The following is a 15,406-nucleotide window of genomic DNA, read 5'->3' as shown; positions in this document are numbered from 1 at the left end:
GGAGGCGTCATGGAGGGAGTGCCGGCGCGGGCGCGCGGCCATGTCGCCGGTGCCGCCCTCGCCGCCCTGCTCTGTCTGTCCCCGCTCACCACCGCCCCGGACACGCCCTGGTGGGCCGTGGCACTGCTCGCCGCGCTGTACGCGGCGGGCGAGCAGATCGCCCGGCGCCGGTTCGCCGGGACCTTCTCCCCCGTCCTGCTCGCCGGGGCGTTCCTGCTGCCGGCGCCCGCCGCCGCGCTCGTACCGCTTCCCGGGGCCCTGTGCTCGTACGTCGACAAGGGCCCCGTTCTGCTGCGCCGCGTCTGGCGGGCGGCCCAGTCGGCCCTCGCCGTGTGGGCCGCGGCCCATGTCCACGGGGCGCTGGGCGGGCCGGAGGCCGTGGCCGGCTCCGACGTGCCGTACGCGCTGCTGCCCGCGGGCGCGGCCGTCCTCGTCCACTGCGCGGTGCTCGCCGCCCTCGACGGCGGGATGTTCGCGCTCGCCGAGGGCCTGCCGGCGCTCAAGGTCTGCCGGGGCCTGTTCCTGCGCTCGCTCGCGCCGCTCGCCGTGCACGGACTCGCCGGGCTGATGATGGCCGTGCTCTGGCGCAGCCCCTACGGGCCGGTGGCCGCCCTGCTGGTGCTGTTCCCGATGGCGGTGTCCTGGTGGGTGTTCGCCCAGTACCACCGCGAGCGCGCCGCGCACCGGGCGACGATCCGCGCGCTCGTCCAGGCCGTCGACATCAAGGACGGCTACACGCGCGGCCACAGTGAACGCGTCGGACAGGCCTCCGTGATGATCGCCCGCGAGCTGGGGATGGACGAGAGCCGGGTGGAGGTCATCCGGTTCGCCGGGATCCTGCACGACGTCGGCAAGCTCGGCGTGCCCACCCGGCTGCTGCGCAAGGACGGACCGCTGACACCCGAGGAACGGCGCGTGATCGAACTGCATCCGGAGTACGGCCACGAGATCACCCGGGGGATCTCCTTCCTCGGTGAGGCCCGTTCGGCGATCCTCCACCACCACGAGCGGATCGACGGCAGCGGCTACCCCTACGGGCTGGCGGGCCGTCAGATCCCGGAACCCGCACGGGTGGTGGCCGTCGCCGACGCCTTCGACGCGATGACCTCCACCCGCAGCTACAGCCGGGCCCGGCCGGTGGAGGTCGCCCTGGCGGAGCTGGAGCGGTGCGCCGGGACGCAGTTCGACCCCCGCATGGTCACGGCCCTGGTCCGGGTGATCGGCCGCGAGGGCTGGCATCCGAGGGTGACCGCGGACGAGCCCCCGCACACGGTCCCCGCCCCCGCCACGGCCCCGGAGCGTCCGGGAGTGACCCGATGACCCCGTGCCGCCCGCTGCACACCGCGGCCGCCCTGCTCACCGTCGGCTCCCTCCTCGTCACCTTCCGCACCGGAGTCGAGGAGGGGACCGTCGTGCTGGCCTTCGGGGCGCTGGTCGCCGTGGGGGAGCTGCTGAGCGGGCCCGGACTGCGGGAGGCCGCGCCGCTCGGCGCCGCCGGGGGACTGTCGTACGCCCTGCTCGGGGAGCACGCCGGACACCCCGGCCACCACGGGGTCGCCCAGGTCGTGTCGGTGGTCGCCGCCGCCTCCCTGCTGGGCAGCGTGCCCCATCTCGCCCGCGGGCAGGGCCCCGTCCTCGACCGTCTGGTCCGCCGGGTCCTGGCCGTCGGCTTCGCGGCCGTCTGCTTCCAGCCGCTCTACAACAACGGGGCCTTCGACCGCTGGCGGGGCCCCCTCTACGCCCTCGTCCTGCTCGCCCTGCTCGTCCTGACCGTGCTCTGCGACGCCGTGATCGCCGCCGCGCTCGCGCACTCCCGCACCGGCTGGCCGTTCCCCCCGCTGCTCCGCGACGAACTGCGGGCGGTGCCCGGGATCGGCTCGGCGGTGTGCGCGACCGGCGCGGTAATGGCGCTCGCGGTCGCCGTCGTCGGCCTGTGGGCGCTGCCCGTGTTCTCGGTGCCGCTGCTGCTCACCCAGCTGTCCCTGCGCCGGTACGCCGCGGTCCGCGCCACCAACCGGCAGACCATCGTCTCCCTCGCCCGCGCCACCGAGATCGCCGGCTACACCCCGGCCGGGCACGCCCGCCGGGTCGCCGCCCTCAGCCAGGCCGTGGGCCGGGACCTGGGGCTGCCGGAGGCGGAGCTGACCGTCCTGGAGTACGCGGCCCTCATGCACGACATCGGCCAGCTCAGCCTGGTCGACCCGGTCCCGGCGGGCGCCACCTCCGGCCTCCCGGCGGCCGAGCAGCGCCGGATCGCCCTGCTCGGCGGGGCCGTCGTCCGCCAGACCGGGGCGAGCGCCCAGGTCGCGGCGGTCGTCGAGCGGCAGGCCGACCCCTATCCCGAGCAGCCGCCGGCCGCCCGCATAGTCCGGGTGGTGAACGCCTACGAGGAGAAGGTGCAGGGGACCGGCCCCGGCGGCCCGCTCACCGCGCTGGAGGAGCTGCGCCTGGGCACCGGCGGGGAGTACGCGCCGGAGGTCGTCGAAGCACTGGCCAGGGTGCTCTCCCGTGACTGTCTGACGCTGCCCAAGGGTGGGTAACCCATGGGTAATGAGCGCCCTCCCAGCCGCACGTGGTTGGATGCGAGGGAGAGAGTGTCCGGGGGCACTGGCCAGCCCACAGAACGGAACTGGCAGGCGGGAATCGTGAGGATCTTCGGCAAGGGACGGCACCGGCCCTCCGCCTCCTGGCGGCAGGCCACGGACCGCGCGTTCACGCTCATCGGCGACGGACGCTACGAGGACGCGGGCGCACTGCTGACACGTGCCGCCGATCTGGAGCCCTGGCTGTCGGAGTCCTGGTTCAACCTCGCCCTGCTCCACAAGTTCCGGCACGACTGGGAGCAGGCCCGCACCGCCGGGCTCCGCGCGGTCGCGCTGCTCGACCGGGAGAACGGCGCGCCCGACTGGTGGAACGTCGGCATCGCCGCCACCGCGCTCCAGGACTGGCCGCTGGCCCGCCGTGCCTGGCAGGCCTACGGGCTGCATGTGCCGGGCAGCGGCACCGGCTCCGGCGAGCCCGTCGGGATGGAGCTGGGCAGCGCCGCCGTACGGCTGTCTCCCGAGGGGGAGGCCGAGGTGGTGTGGGGGCGGCGGCTGGACCCCGCCCGGATGGAGGTGCTGTCGATCCCGCTGCCGTCGTCCGGACGGCGCTGGGGCGAGGTCGTGCTGCACGACGGGGTGCCGCACGGCGAGCGGACCACGGCCGCCGGGCACTCCTACCCCGTCTTCGACGAGATCGAGCTGTGGGCGCCCTCCCCCGTGCCGACCTGGGTGGTCCTGCTGGAGGCGGCGACGGAGGCCGACCGCGACGCGCTGGAGCAGCTCGCCGCCGACGCCGGGTTCGCCGCGGAGGACTGGTCGTCGTCGGTGCGGCTGCTGTGCCGGATGTGCTCGGAGTCGCGCATGCCCTCGGACGAGGGCGACGGGGAGCACCTCGATCCGCACGACCACAGTGAGCCGGGGCATCCCGGGCCGCTGGGGCATCGCACGGACGGGCAGCTGTGGGTGCCGGAGCGGGAGTGCGGGGTGGCTGCGCCGGCGGGGCTGGTGAGGGGGTTGTTGGACGGGTGGGTCGCCGACAGCCCGGACTCCAGGGACTGGCGGGATCTGGAAGAGGTGTGCTGAACGGCTCCCTCCGGTCCGCTCCGTCCGCTCCCTTTAGGCTGTACTTCGCAGATTTTCTCTTCAGGTTGCAGGAAGGCATACGTCGGTCATGGCGCAGCAGGACACCGATCAGCAGCACGCGGGCGTGCTCCCCGTGGACGACGAGGGCTTCGTCATCGACATCGAGGAGGCGGAGGAGCGGGAGCAGGCGTACCGCGAGCGCGGTACCTCGCGGCCCATCACGGTCGTCGGGAACCCGGTACTGCACAAGGAGTGCAAGGACGTCACCGTGTTCGACGACGAGCTGCAGAAGCTGGTCGACGACATGTTCGCCTCGCAGCGCACCGCCGAGGGCGTGGGTCTGGCCGCCAACCAGATCGGCGTCGACCTGAAGGTCTTCGTCTACGACTGCCCCGACGACGAGGGCGCCCGGCACGTCGGGGTCGTCTGCAACCCCAGGCTGGTCGAACTGCCCGCCGACCAGCGCCGGCTGGACGACAGCAACGAGGGCTGTCTGTCCGTGCCCACCGCGTACGCGCCGCTCGCCCGGCCCGACTACGCCGAGGTGACCGGGCAGGACGAGAAGGGCAACCCGATCAAGGTGCGCGGCACCGGGTACTTCGCTCGGTGTTTGCAGCATGAGACCGATCACCTGTACGGGTACCTGTACATCGACCGGCTGTCCAAGCGCGAACGCAAGGACGCCCTGCGGCAGATGGCCGAGAACGAACCCCGCTACCCCGTGGTCGCCAACGACTGAACCACGCCACCTCGTGCACGACGCCTGGCCGGGAACCCTCCCGGCCAGGCGTCGTTCGTATGTCCGACGCATGTTCGATCGCTTATGCACATCCGCTGATCGATAATCAGTCGCCGCGAGGTGGAATCTCCGTGTGTTGAGGTAGTGAATGGAGCAAATCCGTTCCCATAGCGGTCACTTGTGGTGCTGAATGGGAAGTGCGGGGATACGCAACGGCGCGCGCCCGGCACGGCGGGAGGGGCGTGTTGCCCACTGGCGGCTGAGAGGGGTTGTTCGTGCCAGCTTTCCCATACAGCACCACATACCGCACCACGGTGACGGTGGCCGCACCAACGGTTCCGCCCTCGCTCTCTCTTACGGTCATCGAGGCTGCCTTTCCCCGGCATCTGCATCCGTATTGGCCCCGGTTGCAGGAGAAGACCCGCTCCTGGCTGCTGGAAAAAGGCCTCATGCCGGCGGACAAGGTCGCAGAATATGCCGACGGACTGTGCTACACGGATCTGATGGCGGGCTACTACCTCGGCGCCTCCGAGGAGGTTCTCCAGGCCATAGCCGACTACAGCGCATGGTTCTTCGTCTGGGACGACCGGCACGACCGCGACGCCGTCCACGGCCGCGCCGCGCAATGGCGCCGGCTCAGGTTCCGGTTGCACGCGGCGCTGGACGCCCCGGCGGCCCACCTGCGCCATCCCGACCCGCTGGTGGCCGGGCTCGCCGACAGCGTGGGACGGCTGTTCGCCTTCCTGCCCGGCACCTGGAACGCGCGGTTCAGGCGCCACTTCCACGCCGTGATCGACGCGTACGACCGGGAATTCCGCAATCGTCTCCAAGGGCGGGTCCCCCTGGTCGACGAATACCTCGCGCTGCGCCGGCTCACCTTTGCACACTGGATCTGGACCGACCTCCTGGAACTGAGCGCCGGATGCGAACTCCCGGACGCGGTGCGGAAACACCCGTCCTTTCGGAAGGCGGCCCTGCTGAGCCAGGAATTCGCCGCCTGGTACAACGACCTGTGCTCGCTCCCGAAAGAAATAGCGGGCGATGAGGTGCACAATCTCGGAATCAGTCTCATCACCCATGAGGGACTGACTCTGGAAGAAGCGGTGGACGACGTACGACGGCGCGTCGAGGAATGCATATCCGGATTCATCGACGTCGAGAAGGACGTCTTACGGCTGGCCGACCGGCTCGCCGACGGGACGGTCCGCGGGAAAGAACTCGGCGCCGCCGTACGGGCCTGCCTCGCGAATATGCGGAACTGGTTCAGTTCCGTCTACTGGTTCCACCACGAGTCCGGCCGGTACACGGTCGACAGCTGGGACGACCGGTCCACGCCCCCGTACGTCAACAACGAAGCGGCAGGTGAGAAATGACCGTCGAATCGGTGAAACCCGAGTCCTCCGGGACGACAGCACCGCAGGAACCGCCCCTGGCCGGCGGCGGGGTCCCGCTCCTCGGCCACGGCTGGAAGCTGGCCCGCGGCCCGCTGGCCTTCCTCGAACAGCTGCGCGATCACGGTGACGTGGTCCGCCTCAGGCTCGGCCCCAAGACGGTGTACGCCGTCACCGCGCCCGAACTCACCGGGGAACTCGCCCTCAGTCCCGACTACATCATCTCCGGACCCCTGTGGGAGTCCCTGGAGAGCCTGCTCGGCAAGGAGGGCGTGGCCACCGCCAACGGCCCGCTCCACCGCCGCCAGCGACGCACCATCCAGCCCGCGTTCCGGCTCGACGCGATCCCCGCGTACGGGCCGGTCATGGAGGAGGAGGCGTACGCGCTCGTCGAGCGCTGGAGCCGCGGCGAGGTTCTCGACGCCACCGCCGAGGGCTTCCGGGTGGCCGTGCGCATCTCCGCCCGCTGTCTGATGCGCGGCACCTACATGGACGCCCGGTCCGAGCGCATCACGTCCGCGCTCGCCACGCTGTTCGCCGGTATGTACCAACGCATGGTACTTCCCCTCGGACCCCTTTATCGGGTACCGATTCCGGCCAACCGCGAATTCAACCGGGCGCTGGCCGATCTCCACCGGCTGGTCGACGAGATCATCGCCGAGCGCCGGGGATCCGGTCAAAAGCCGGACGATTTGCTGACGGCTTTGCTGGAGGCGAAGGACGAGAATGGCGATCCCATCGGGGAACAGGAGATCCACGACCAGGTCGTCGCGATACTGACCCCGGGCAGCGAAACCGCCGGTTCCGTGGTCATGTCGCTGCTCCACGTCCTCACCGAGCATCCGGATCAAGTGGACAAGATCCGCGCAGAGGTGAAAAACGTTGTCGGTGACCGGCGGGTCGCATTCGGCGACGTCCGAAAGCTCCGGCACACGGCCAATGTCGTGGTCGAGACCATGCGGCTGTATCCCGCCGTATGGATATTGACCCGGCGCGCGGTGACCGACACCGAGCTCGGCGGATACCGCATTCCGGCCGGTGCGGACATCGTCTACAGCCCGTACGCGGTCCAGCGCGATCCGCGTTCGTTCGAGCGGAACGAGGAGTTCGATCCCGACCGCTGGCTGCCCGGTCACTCCGCCCCGGTGCCGAAGTACGCCATGTCGCCGTTCGGCGTCGGCAACCGCAAGTGCCCGAGCGATCACTTCTCGATGGCCGAGCTCACCCTGATCGCCGCGGTGGTGGCGAGCGCGTTCCGCTTCGAGCCCGCGCCCGGCTCCGACCACCGCACGCACATAGGCATCACGCTCCGGCCGCGCCGACTGCGGCTGCGGGCGCTGCCGGGGTGAGAGCACACGGGGGCCGACCGGGGGCCGCGGGCGGTCAGGCGACCGCCTGCGGCCCCCGGAAGGTCCGCCGGTAGGCGTTCGGGGTCGTCCCCAGCGACCGTACGAACTGGTGGCGCAGGGCGCCCGCCGTGCCGAAGCCGGTGCGCCAGGCGATCGCGTCCATCGTCTCGTCCGTGGCCTCCAGCAGGTGCTGCGCGAGCAGCACCCGCTGGCGGAGCAGCCATCGGTAGGGCGTGGTGCCCGTCTCCTGATGGAAGCGCCGGGCGAAGGTGCGCGGCGCCATGTGCGCGCGGGCCGCGAGCTGTTCGACCGTGACCTCCTGGTCGAGGTGCGCCTCCATCCAGGCCAGCACCTCCCCGACCGTGTCGCACGGGGAGGGGGGCAGCGGCCGCTCGATGTACTGCGCCTGCCCGCCGTCCCGGTGCGGCGGTACGACCATCCGCCGGGCGATCCGGTTCGCGACCTCGGGCCCCTGCTCCTTGCGGACGAGGTGCAGACAGGCGTCGATCCCGGCGGCGGTGCCGGCGGAGGTGATCACCGGATCCTCGTCCACGTAGAGGACGTCCGGTTCGACGACGGCCCGCGGGTACTGGCGGGTCAGTGCGTCGGCGTGGTGCCAGTGCACCGCGCACCGCCGGCCGTCGAGCAGCCCCGCGGCGCCGAGCACGAAGACACCGGAGCACACACTCAGCACCCGTGTCCCGCGCACCACGGCCCGCCGCAGGGCGTCGAGCAGCTCCGGCGGGTACTCCCGCAGGTGGTAGCCGCTCCCGGCGGGCAGGGTGATCAGGTCGGCCTCCTCCAGCCGCTCCAGGCCGTACGGCGTGGAGACGCTCAGTCCGCCGACATGGGTCCCCAGCGACGGTCCCTCGGCCGAGACCACCGCGAAGTCGTACACCGGCAGCCCCTCGTCGCGGCGGTCGATGCCGAACACCTCGCAGACGACACCGAGCTCGAAGGGATGCACACCGTCGAGCAGCACGGCGACCACGTTCTTCAGCATGCCTCCAGTGTGCACCCGCGGTGGCAGTAATTTGAAGGTGTACGGCAGTCCTGCCACTCCCGGTCAGGAGTGTCCGGCGGGACAGTGGTGTCCATGAACACCAACCAGATCGAAGGCCTCGTCGGAATGCTCACCGTCCTCGTGATCCTGGCGTTCCTGGTCGCCCCCTCGGCGGCCGGCATCGTCCGCGACCGCCGCATCGACCGCGAGATCAGAAATGCGGCACGGTTGATCCGCACGCGTGTGTAGCCTCTCCTGACCGAGTGACAAGGGGAGGATCATGCGGAGAACGCCATGGGCCGCGGCCGTGGGGGCCGCGGCCCTCGTGCTGGCGGCGGCCACGGGGGCCCACGCCGAGGGCCGGGGAGACGTTCGGGTCACCAAGACGGTCGTCAACGGCGGGAAGAACGTGACCGTCGGGACGTCGAGGACCGTCACGTACCCGATCGCCGTCACCGTCAAGGACGACTCGGGCGTCAAGGGGATCACCGACCTCAGCACGTTCAACAAGACCAACGGCTACGGCTTCGCGACCTGGGACGGCGACTCGTCCTGCGTGAAGAAGAGCGCGACGGTCTCGGTGTGCACGGGCACGATGACCGTCGACCCCGGCTGGATCGCCGAGAGCGACGACACCGACTCCAACCGGGTCGCCGGCGTGTGGCAGGTCAACGCCACCGTCAAGGCGAAGGACGGCGACTACTGGATCTCCGACCACATCGCCGAGTACAAGGTCAAGCGCGCCTCGAAGCTCACCACGGTCATCACCCCGGAGCGGGTCGCCAACGGCACGCAGGTCACCGTCACCGGCAAGCTGTCCCGGGCGAACTGGGAGGACCTCAAGTACCACGGGTTCACCGGGCAGGAGGTCAGACTCCAGTACAAGAAGGCCGGCACCGCCCACTACAGCACGGTGAGGACCGTGAAGACGGGCAGTGCCGGCAAGCTCAGCACCAAGGTGACCGTCACCGCGGCGGGCAGCTGGCGCTGGTACTTCCCCGGCACGACGACGACCGCTCGGATCGTGTCGGCCGGGGACGCGGTCACCCTGAAGTGACCTGAAACGACCTGGGGGTCAGAAGTCCTCGTCCAGGTCGACGGTGCCCTCCACCGCGACCTGGTACGCCGACGGGCGGCGCTCGAAGAAGTTGGTCAGCTCCTGGACGCCCTGGAGCTCCATGAAGGAGAACGGGTTCTCCGAGCCGTACACCGGGGCGAAGCCCAGCCGGGTGAGGCGCTGGTCGGCGACGCACTCCAGGTACTGCCGCATCGAGTCGGTGTTCATGCCCGGCAGTCCGTCGCCGCACAGGTCCCGCGCGAACTGCAACTCCGCCTCGACGGCCTCCCGGAGCATGTCCGTGACCTGCTGCTGGAGCTGCTCGTCGAACAGCTCCGGCTCCTCCTTGCGGACCGTGTCGACCACGTCGAACGCGAAGCTCATGTGCATGGTCTCGTCCCGGAACACCCAGTTGGTGCCGGTGGCGAGACCGTGCAGCAGACCCCGGCTGCGGAACCAGTAGACGTACGCGAAGGCGCCGTAGAAGAACAGGCCCTCGATGCACGCGGCGAAGCAGATCAGGTTCAGCAGGAAGCGGCGGCGGTCGGCCTGGCTCTCCAGCCGGTCCAGCTTCTCCACCTCGTTGATCCACTTGAAGCAGAACTCCGCCTTCTCGCGGATCGAGGGGATGTTCTCCACGGCGTCGAACGCGGCGGCGCGGTCGTCCGGGTCGGGGAGATAGGTGTCCAGCAGGGTCAGATAGAACTGGACGTGGACGGCCTCCTCGAAGAGCTGCCTGCTCAGATACAGGCGCGCCTCGGGGGAGTTGATGTGCTTGTACAGCGTCAGCACCAGGTTGTTCGCCACGATCGAGTCGCCCGTCGCGAAGAAGGCGACCAGCCGGCCGATCAGGTGCTGCTCCATCGGGGACAGCTTGGCGAGGTCGGCGACGTCCGAGTGGAGGTCGACCTCCTCCACGGTCCAGGTGTTCTTGATCGCGTCCCGGTAGCGCTCGTAGAAGTCCGGGTAGCGCATGGGGCGCAGAGTCAGCTCGAAGCCGGGGTCGAGCAGGTTCTTGTTGCTGGGCATTACTGGCAGGCCTCGCAGGACTCGGGGTTCTCAAGGGAGCAGGCGACGGCGTCGGGGTCGGCCGTCTGCTGCACCGGGACGGTGGTCGGGGTCTGCGCCTGGGCGGCCCGGGCGATCCGGGTCGCCGGACGCGAGCGCAGGTAGTACGTCGTCTTCAGGCCCGACTTCCAGGCGTACGCGTACATCGAGGAGAGCTTGCCGATGGTCGGCGTCTCCAGGAACAGGTTCAGCGACTGGGACTGGTCCAGGTACGGGGTGCGGGCCGCGGCCATGTCGATCAGGCCGCGCTGCGGGATCTCCCACGCCGTCCGGTACAGGGCCCGTACGTCCGCCGGGATCCACGCGAAGTCCTGCACCGAGCCGTTGGACTCGCGCAGCGCCTCCCGGGTGCGCGCGTCCCACACGCCCAGCTCCTTGAGGTCCTGCACCAGATACGAGTTGACCTGGAGGAACTCACCGGACAGCGTCTCGCGCTTGAACAGGTTGGACACCTGCGGCTCGATGCACTCGTAGACGCCCGCGATGGAGGCGATGGTGGCGGTCGGCGCGATGGCGAGCAGCAGGCTGTTGCGCAGGCCCGTCGTCGCGATCCGCTCGCGCAGCGCCGCCCAGCGCTCCGGCCAGGTGAACGTGACACCGTAGTGGTCGGGGTGCAGCACGCCCCGCGCGGTACGGGTCTTCTCCCAGGCCGGCAGCGGGCCGTTGCGCTCGGCGAGGTCGGCGGAGGCCTCGTACGCGGCGAGCATGATCCGCTCGGCGATCCGCGTCGACAGCGCACGGGCCTCGGCCGAGTCGAAGGGCAGCCGCAGCTTGAAGAAGACGTCCTGGAGGCCCATCGCGCCCAGGCCCACCGGACGCCACTTGGCGTTGGACCGGCCCGCCTGCTCGGTCGGGTAGAAGTTGATGTCGACGACCCGGTCGAGGAAGGTGACGGCGGTGCGGACCGTGGCGTCCAGCCGCTCCCAGTCGAGGTCGCCCGTCGTCGGGTCGACGAACGCGCCGAGGTTCACCGAACCCAGGTTGCAGACCGCCGTCTCGCCGTCGTTCGTGACCTCCAGGATCTCCGTGCAGAGGTTGGAGGAGTGGACGACGTGGCCGGGCAGCGCCGTCTGGTTGGCGGTGCGGTTGGCCGCGTCCTTGAAGGTCATCCAGCCGTTGCCGGTCTGGGCGAGGGTCCGCATCATCCGGCCGTACAGATCACGGGCCGGGATGGTCTTCTTCGCGAGCCCGGCCTCCTCCGCCTTGCGGTACGCGGCGTCGAACTCCTCGCCCCACAGGTCCACCAGCTCGGGCACGTCGGAGGGGGAGAACAGCGACCACTGGCCGTCGGCGTTCACCCGCCGCATGAACTCGTCCGGGATCCAGTGCGCGAGGTTCAGGTTGTGCGTACGGCGGGCGTCCTCACCGGTGTTGTCGCGCAGCTCCAGGAACTCCTCGATGTCGGAGTGCCAGGTCTCCAGGTAGACCGCGGCCGCGCCCTTGCGCCGCCCGCCCTGGTTCACGGCGGCGACGGAGGCGTCCAGGGTCTTCAGGAACGGCACGATGCCGTTGGAGTGCCCGTTGGTGCCGCGGATCAGGGACCCGCGGGAGCGGATCCTGCTGTACGACAGCCCGATGCCGCCGGCGTGCTTCGACAGCCGGGCCACCTGGTGGTAGCGGTCGTAGATCGAGTCCAGCTCGTCCAGCGGGGAGTCCAGGAGGTAGCAGGACGACATCTGGGGGTGCCGGGTGCCGGAGTTGAAGAGGGTGGGGGAGGACGGGAGGTAGTCGAGCCGGCTCATGAGCCCGTGGAGCGCGGCGACTTCGTCCACGGCACGGGCCGTGTCGTCCTCGGCGAGACCGCTCGCCACCCGCAGCAGGAAGTGCTGGGGCGTCTCCACGACCTTGCGGGTGTGGGGATGCCGGAGCAGATAGCGGCTGTGGAGCGTGCGGAGCCCGAAGTAGCCGAAGCGGTCGTCGGCGGCGGTGTCGATCAGCGCGTCCAGCCGGGCCGCGTGCAGCCGGACGAACGCGGCGGTGCGGTCGGCGACGAGCCCCTCGCGGTGGCCGACGGCGATGGACTCCGTGAAGGACGTCACCCCCTGGGAGGCGGCCTCCGCGGCGATGGAGACCGTCAGCAGCCGGGCGGCCAGCTTCGAGTAGGCGGGGTCCTCGGAGATCAGGCCGGCGGCCGCCTCCGTGGCCAGCTCGCGCAGCTCCGTCTCGTCCGCCCGCGCCGACCGGCCGCGCAGCGCGGCGGCGGCGACCCGCCCGGGGTCGGCGTCGGGGAGGTCGGCGGTCAGCTCGGTCAGGGTCCGCAGCAGCGCGGCACCGGGACCGTCGATGTCCGGCTGGATGGCTGAGGCCGGATCGGCTGGCGCGATGGTCACGTGGGGCTCTCCCTCGCTCGGCAGGGGGCCTGGCGGAGGGCAGGGGGCAGCACACGAGCGCGCACGGCGTCGCGTCCACCGGCCCACTCCACGAGACCCGGACGTCAAGGCACCCGGGCCGGGACGGCCGGGTGCGCTGTCGGCAGGTCCTCGGACTGACTCCTGTGCACAGACGTGCACAAGTACACCGTTGCGGGACAGTTCCGGATTCGCACCGGATTCCCCTGCGGCGACAACGAGCATGAGCATACATCTTGTGCTCGCCTGTCACGCCACCCCCAGATGTTGTGTCGGGGTGGTTTCAGAGCGTCAGTTCATAGGTGAGGAGAGTGATGTCGTCCAGGTGCGGCACGGGATTCCAGTCCCGCTCGGGTGTACGGACGAAGCCGAGGCGTTCGTAGATCCGGTGGGCGCTGTGCATGCCGCGCTGGGTCGACAGGACGACCGCCGTGCAGCCCTCCGTGGCCCGCGCGCGGTCCAGACAGGCCCGTACGAGGGCCTCGCCGGCTCCTCTGCCCCGCGCCTCGTGGGCGACCGCGAGCGCGCGGATCTCGGCCTCGCCGGGGCGCGCGATGTCGGCGGCCGGCCCGGGCCCGGCGACGAAGGCGACTCCGCCCAGCAGCTGTTCCCCCTCCACGGCGACCAGCACCTCGGCGGCGGCCGCCCGCGCGGCCACGTCCTTCAGCACCGGCAGATACTCGTCCGCCACGCCGTAGTCGAGAAGGCCGTCCTGGAGATAGGCCTGCGCGGTGATCTCACCGAGTGCCTCGTACTCGGCGGGTACCGCTTCCCTGATCTGGATGTCCATGCGGCGAAGTGTGCCCCAGGCACACACCGGCGGGCCGCCGGATTTCCTCCGGCGGCCCGCCGTACGGTCGTTCTCAGTGGGATGCTCCCGCGGTCGCCGGTGGCAGTTCCACCTGCACCCCCGGGTCGCCCGCGTCCGCCGTGTAGTCCTCCGGCCTGGTCTCGTCGACGCCCTCGGGGGCCTTCGCGGCCTTCAGGACGAAGGTCAGGACGACGGTGACCGCGAGGTTCAGGACGAACGCCGTGAGGCCGATGTAGCCGATCTCACCGATGCCGGGGATCTCCTTGGCCGAGCCGCCGAAGTGCTTCTGGGTCGGGGAGGCGACCCCGTACGCGGCGAACGTGCCGTAGATCATGCCGACCGCCCAGCCGGCGAGCAGGGCCCAGCGGTGGAACCAGCGGGTGAACAGGCCGCCTACCAGGGCCGGGAAGGTCTGGAGGATCCAGATGCCGCCCAGCAGCTGGAAGTTGATGGCGACCGTCTTGTCCATGGTGAGGACGAAGACCAGGGCGCCCACCTTGACCAGGAGCGAGACCAGCTTGGAGACCCTGGTCTCCTGCCGGGGCGTGGCGTCCGGCTTGATGAAGTCCTTGTAGATGTTGCGGGTGAACAGGTTCGCGGCCGCGATCGACATGATGGCCGCCGGGACGAGCGCGCCGATGCCGATCGCCGCGAACGCCACGCCCGCGAACCACGACGGGAACATGTCCTCGAAGAGCTGCGGGATGGCGAGCTGGCCGTTGGTGACCTTGACGCCCGCCGCGACCGCCATGAAGCCCAGCAGGGCCAGCAGACCGAGCATCAGGGAGTACAGCGGCAGGATGGTGGTGTTGCGGCGGATCACCTCACGGCTCCTGGAGGACAGGGTCGCGGTGATCGAGTGCGGGTACATGAAGAGCGCGAGGGCGGAGCCCAGCGCCAGCGTCGCGTAGGTCCACTGACCCGGTTCCGCCGGGGCCAGCGCTCCGCGCGGCTTGCCCGTCGCCGGGTTGGTCTGGCTGAACGCCTCGCCGGCCTTGGCGAAGATGTCGTCGAAGCCGCCCAGCTTGATCGGGATGTAGATGATCGCCACCGCGATGACGATGTAGATCAGCGTGTCCTTCACGAACGCGATCAGCGCGGGGGCGCGCAGGCCCGAGGAGTAGGTGTACGCCGCGAGCACGCCGAAGGCGATCAGCAGGGGCAGGTCCTTCACGAACCAGTGGGTGTTCTCGCCGCCCCCGACGCCCATCACGTCGAGCACGGCCTGGATGCCGACGAGCTGGAGCGCGATGTACGGCATCGTCGCCAGGATGCCGGTCAGCGCCACGGCCAGCGACAGGCCCTTGGAGCCCCAGCGCCCGCGCACGAAGTCCGAGGTGGTCACGTACCCGTGCTTGTGGGAGACCGACCACAGACGGGGGAGGAAGGTGAAGATCAGCGGGTACACGAGGATCGTGTAGGGCACGGCGAAGAAGCCGGCCGCGCCGGCCGCGTAGATCGCCGCCGGTACGGCGACGAAGGTGTACGCCGTGTACAGGTCGCCGCCGAGCAGGAACCAGGTGACCCAGGTGCCGAACGACCGGCCGCCCAGGCCCCATTCGTCGAGGCTGTGCTCGTTGTCGGCCCGGCGCCAGCGGGCCGCCAGGAAGCCCATGACCGTGACGGCCAGGAAGAAGAGGATGAAGACGGCGAGGGCCACGCCGTTCACGCCGTCCTTCATCGGCCGGCACCTCCCCGGCGCGCCCGCTGGTCACGCTGCCAGAGCTTGTACGCCACCATCGTGAGCGCGGTCGAGATCAGCACCCAGAGCATCTGGTACCAGTAGAAGAAGGGGATCCCGATGAACTGGGGGTCCACCTTGGCGTAGGAACCCACCCACAGCATCGCCGCGAAGGGTGCGAGCAGACAGAGTCCGATGACGACGCGCACAGGCGTCACCACCGGCTCCTTGGACACTTCCGGGGATTCTGACATCGGCGGCTTCCGTCCCCTCACTCATCGCCTTGATCACAGATGTAATGCGCAGGCAATGTAAGTGACGGGTAAGCCCAGC

14 protein-coding genes and 1 riboswitch are annotated in these 15,406 nt (G+C 70.3%); of the genes, 8 read left to right on the top strand and 6 right to left on the bottom strand.

The window, feature by feature from the left end; all coding sequences use genetic code 11:
- The first annotated feature begins 9 nt into the window (after nt 1-9).
- The 6 genes from AQJ64_RS12845 (at nt 10) to AQJ64_RS12820 (ending at nt 7,105) form a co-directional block, all read left to right on the top strand.
- On the top strand, nt 10-1,320 hold the full coding sequence (locus tag AQJ64_RS12845; RefSeq protein ID WP_059202636.1) for an HD-GYP domain-containing protein: 1,311 nt from the start codon (nt 10-12) through the stop codon (nt 1,318-1,320).
- Nucleotides 1,317-2,540 carry an HD-GYP domain-containing protein gene (locus AQJ64_RS12840; RefSeq protein ID WP_099054005.1) on the top strand — a complete coding sequence of 408 codons (1,224 nt, stop codon included), beginning with the start codon at nt 1,317-1,319 and terminating at the stop codon, nt 2,538-2,540. The genes AQJ64_RS12845 and AQJ64_RS12840 overlap by 4 nt, the downstream gene beginning before the upstream one ends.
- Nucleotides 2,541-2,645: 105 nt before the next feature.
- Entirely contained in the window at nt 2,646-3,626 is a 981-nt protein-coding gene (locus AQJ64_RS12835) for a tetratricopeptide repeat protein (RefSeq protein ID WP_055635190.1), read from the top strand.
- An 88-nt stretch (nt 3,627-3,714) separates the two neighbouring features.
- Complete coding sequence (gene def / locus AQJ64_RS12830; RefSeq protein ID WP_055635189.1) at nt 3,715-4,365, top strand: peptide deformylase; 651 nt, start codon at nt 3,715-3,717, stop codon at nt 4,363-4,365.
- Nucleotides 4,366-4,640: 275 nt separating this feature from the next.
- Nucleotides 4,641-5,738: an epi-isozizaene synthase gene (gene cyc1, locus AQJ64_RS12825; RefSeq protein WP_240512701.1), complete on the top strand. Its 1,098-nt coding sequence runs from the start codon at nt 4,641-4,643 to the stop codon at nt 5,736-5,738.
- Nucleotides 5,735-7,105: a bifunctional albaflavenone monooxygenase/terpene synthase gene (locus tag AQJ64_RS12820; RefSeq protein ID WP_055635187.1), complete on the top strand. Its 1,371-nt coding sequence runs from the start codon at nt 5,735-5,737 to the stop codon at nt 7,103-7,105. The genes cyc1 and AQJ64_RS12820 overlap by 4 nt, the downstream gene beginning before the upstream one ends.
- A 34-nt stretch (nt 7,106-7,139) precedes the next feature.
- Here the strand turns inward: AQJ64_RS12820 and AQJ64_RS12815 are convergent, their stop codons facing one another.
- The gene (locus AQJ64_RS12815; protein WP_055635186.1) at nt 7,140-8,108 is read right to left on the bottom strand and encodes a GlxA family transcriptional regulator; all 969 of its coding nucleotides are present in this window, start codon (nt 8,106-8,108) and stop codon (nt 7,140-7,142) included.
- Between the two features lie 93 nt (nt 8,109-8,201).
- On the opposite strand from AQJ64_RS12815, the gene AQJ64_RS49615 reads away from it, so the two are divergent.
- The gene (locus tag AQJ64_RS49615) at nt 8,202-8,357 is read left to right on the top strand and encodes a hypothetical protein (protein WP_162252515.1); all 156 of its coding nucleotides are present in this window, start codon (nt 8,202-8,204) and stop codon (nt 8,355-8,357) included.
- A 31-nt stretch (nt 8,358-8,388) separates the two neighbouring features.
- On the top strand, nt 8,389-9,165 hold the full coding sequence (locus tag AQJ64_RS12810; RefSeq protein ID WP_055635185.1) for a hypothetical protein: 777 nt from the start codon (nt 8,389-8,391) through the stop codon (nt 9,163-9,165).
- Nucleotides 9,166-9,183: 18 nt separating this feature from the next.
- Here the strand turns inward: AQJ64_RS12810 and AQJ64_RS12805 are convergent, their stop codons facing one another.
- From AQJ64_RS12805 to AQJ64_RS12785, 5 genes are all read right to left on the bottom strand, one after another.
- Entirely contained in the window at nt 9,184-10,194 is a 1,011-nt protein-coding gene (locus AQJ64_RS12805; protein ID WP_055635184.1) for a ribonucleotide-diphosphate reductase subunit beta, read from the bottom strand.
- Nucleotides 10,194-12,563 carry a ribonucleoside-diphosphate reductase subunit alpha gene (locus AQJ64_RS12800; protein ID WP_055635183.1) on the bottom strand — a complete coding sequence of 790 codons (2,370 nt, stop codon included), beginning with the start codon at nt 12,561-12,563 and terminating at the stop codon, nt 10,194-10,196. The genes AQJ64_RS12805 and AQJ64_RS12800 overlap by 1 nt, the downstream gene beginning before the upstream one ends.
- 124 nt (nt 12,564-12,687) lie before the next feature.
- Nucleotides 12,688-12,812: riboswitch (cobalamin riboswitch) on the bottom strand.
- A 52-nt stretch (nt 12,813-12,864) separates the two neighbouring features.
- Complete coding sequence (locus tag AQJ64_RS12795) at nt 12,865-13,371, bottom strand: GNAT family N-acetyltransferase (RefSeq protein WP_055635182.1); 507 nt, start codon at nt 13,369-13,371, stop codon at nt 12,865-12,867.
- 73 nt (nt 13,372-13,444) lie between these two features.
- Nucleotides 13,445-15,073, bottom strand: coding sequence for a monocarboxylate uptake permease MctP (gene mctP / locus AQJ64_RS12790; protein ID WP_055635181.1), 1,629 nt, complete (start codon nt 15,071-15,073; stop codon nt 13,445-13,447).
- Nucleotides 15,070-15,327 carry a DUF3311 domain-containing protein gene (locus AQJ64_RS12785; protein WP_055635180.1) on the bottom strand — a complete coding sequence of 86 codons (258 nt, stop codon included), beginning with the start codon at nt 15,325-15,327 and terminating at the stop codon, nt 15,070-15,072. Before AQJ64_RS12785 ends, mctP begins: the two co-directional genes overlap by 4 nt.
- Nucleotides 15,328-15,406: the final 79 nt, after the last annotated feature.

Source organism: Streptomyces griseoruber (assembly GCF_001514205.1).
Taxonomy (GTDB): Bacteria; Actinomycetota; Actinomycetes; order Streptomycetales; family Streptomycetaceae; genus Streptomyces; species Streptomyces griseoruber.
The sequence above is the reverse complement of the archived record's forward strand: the minus strand, read 5'-3'. Positions and strand labels throughout refer to the sequence as shown.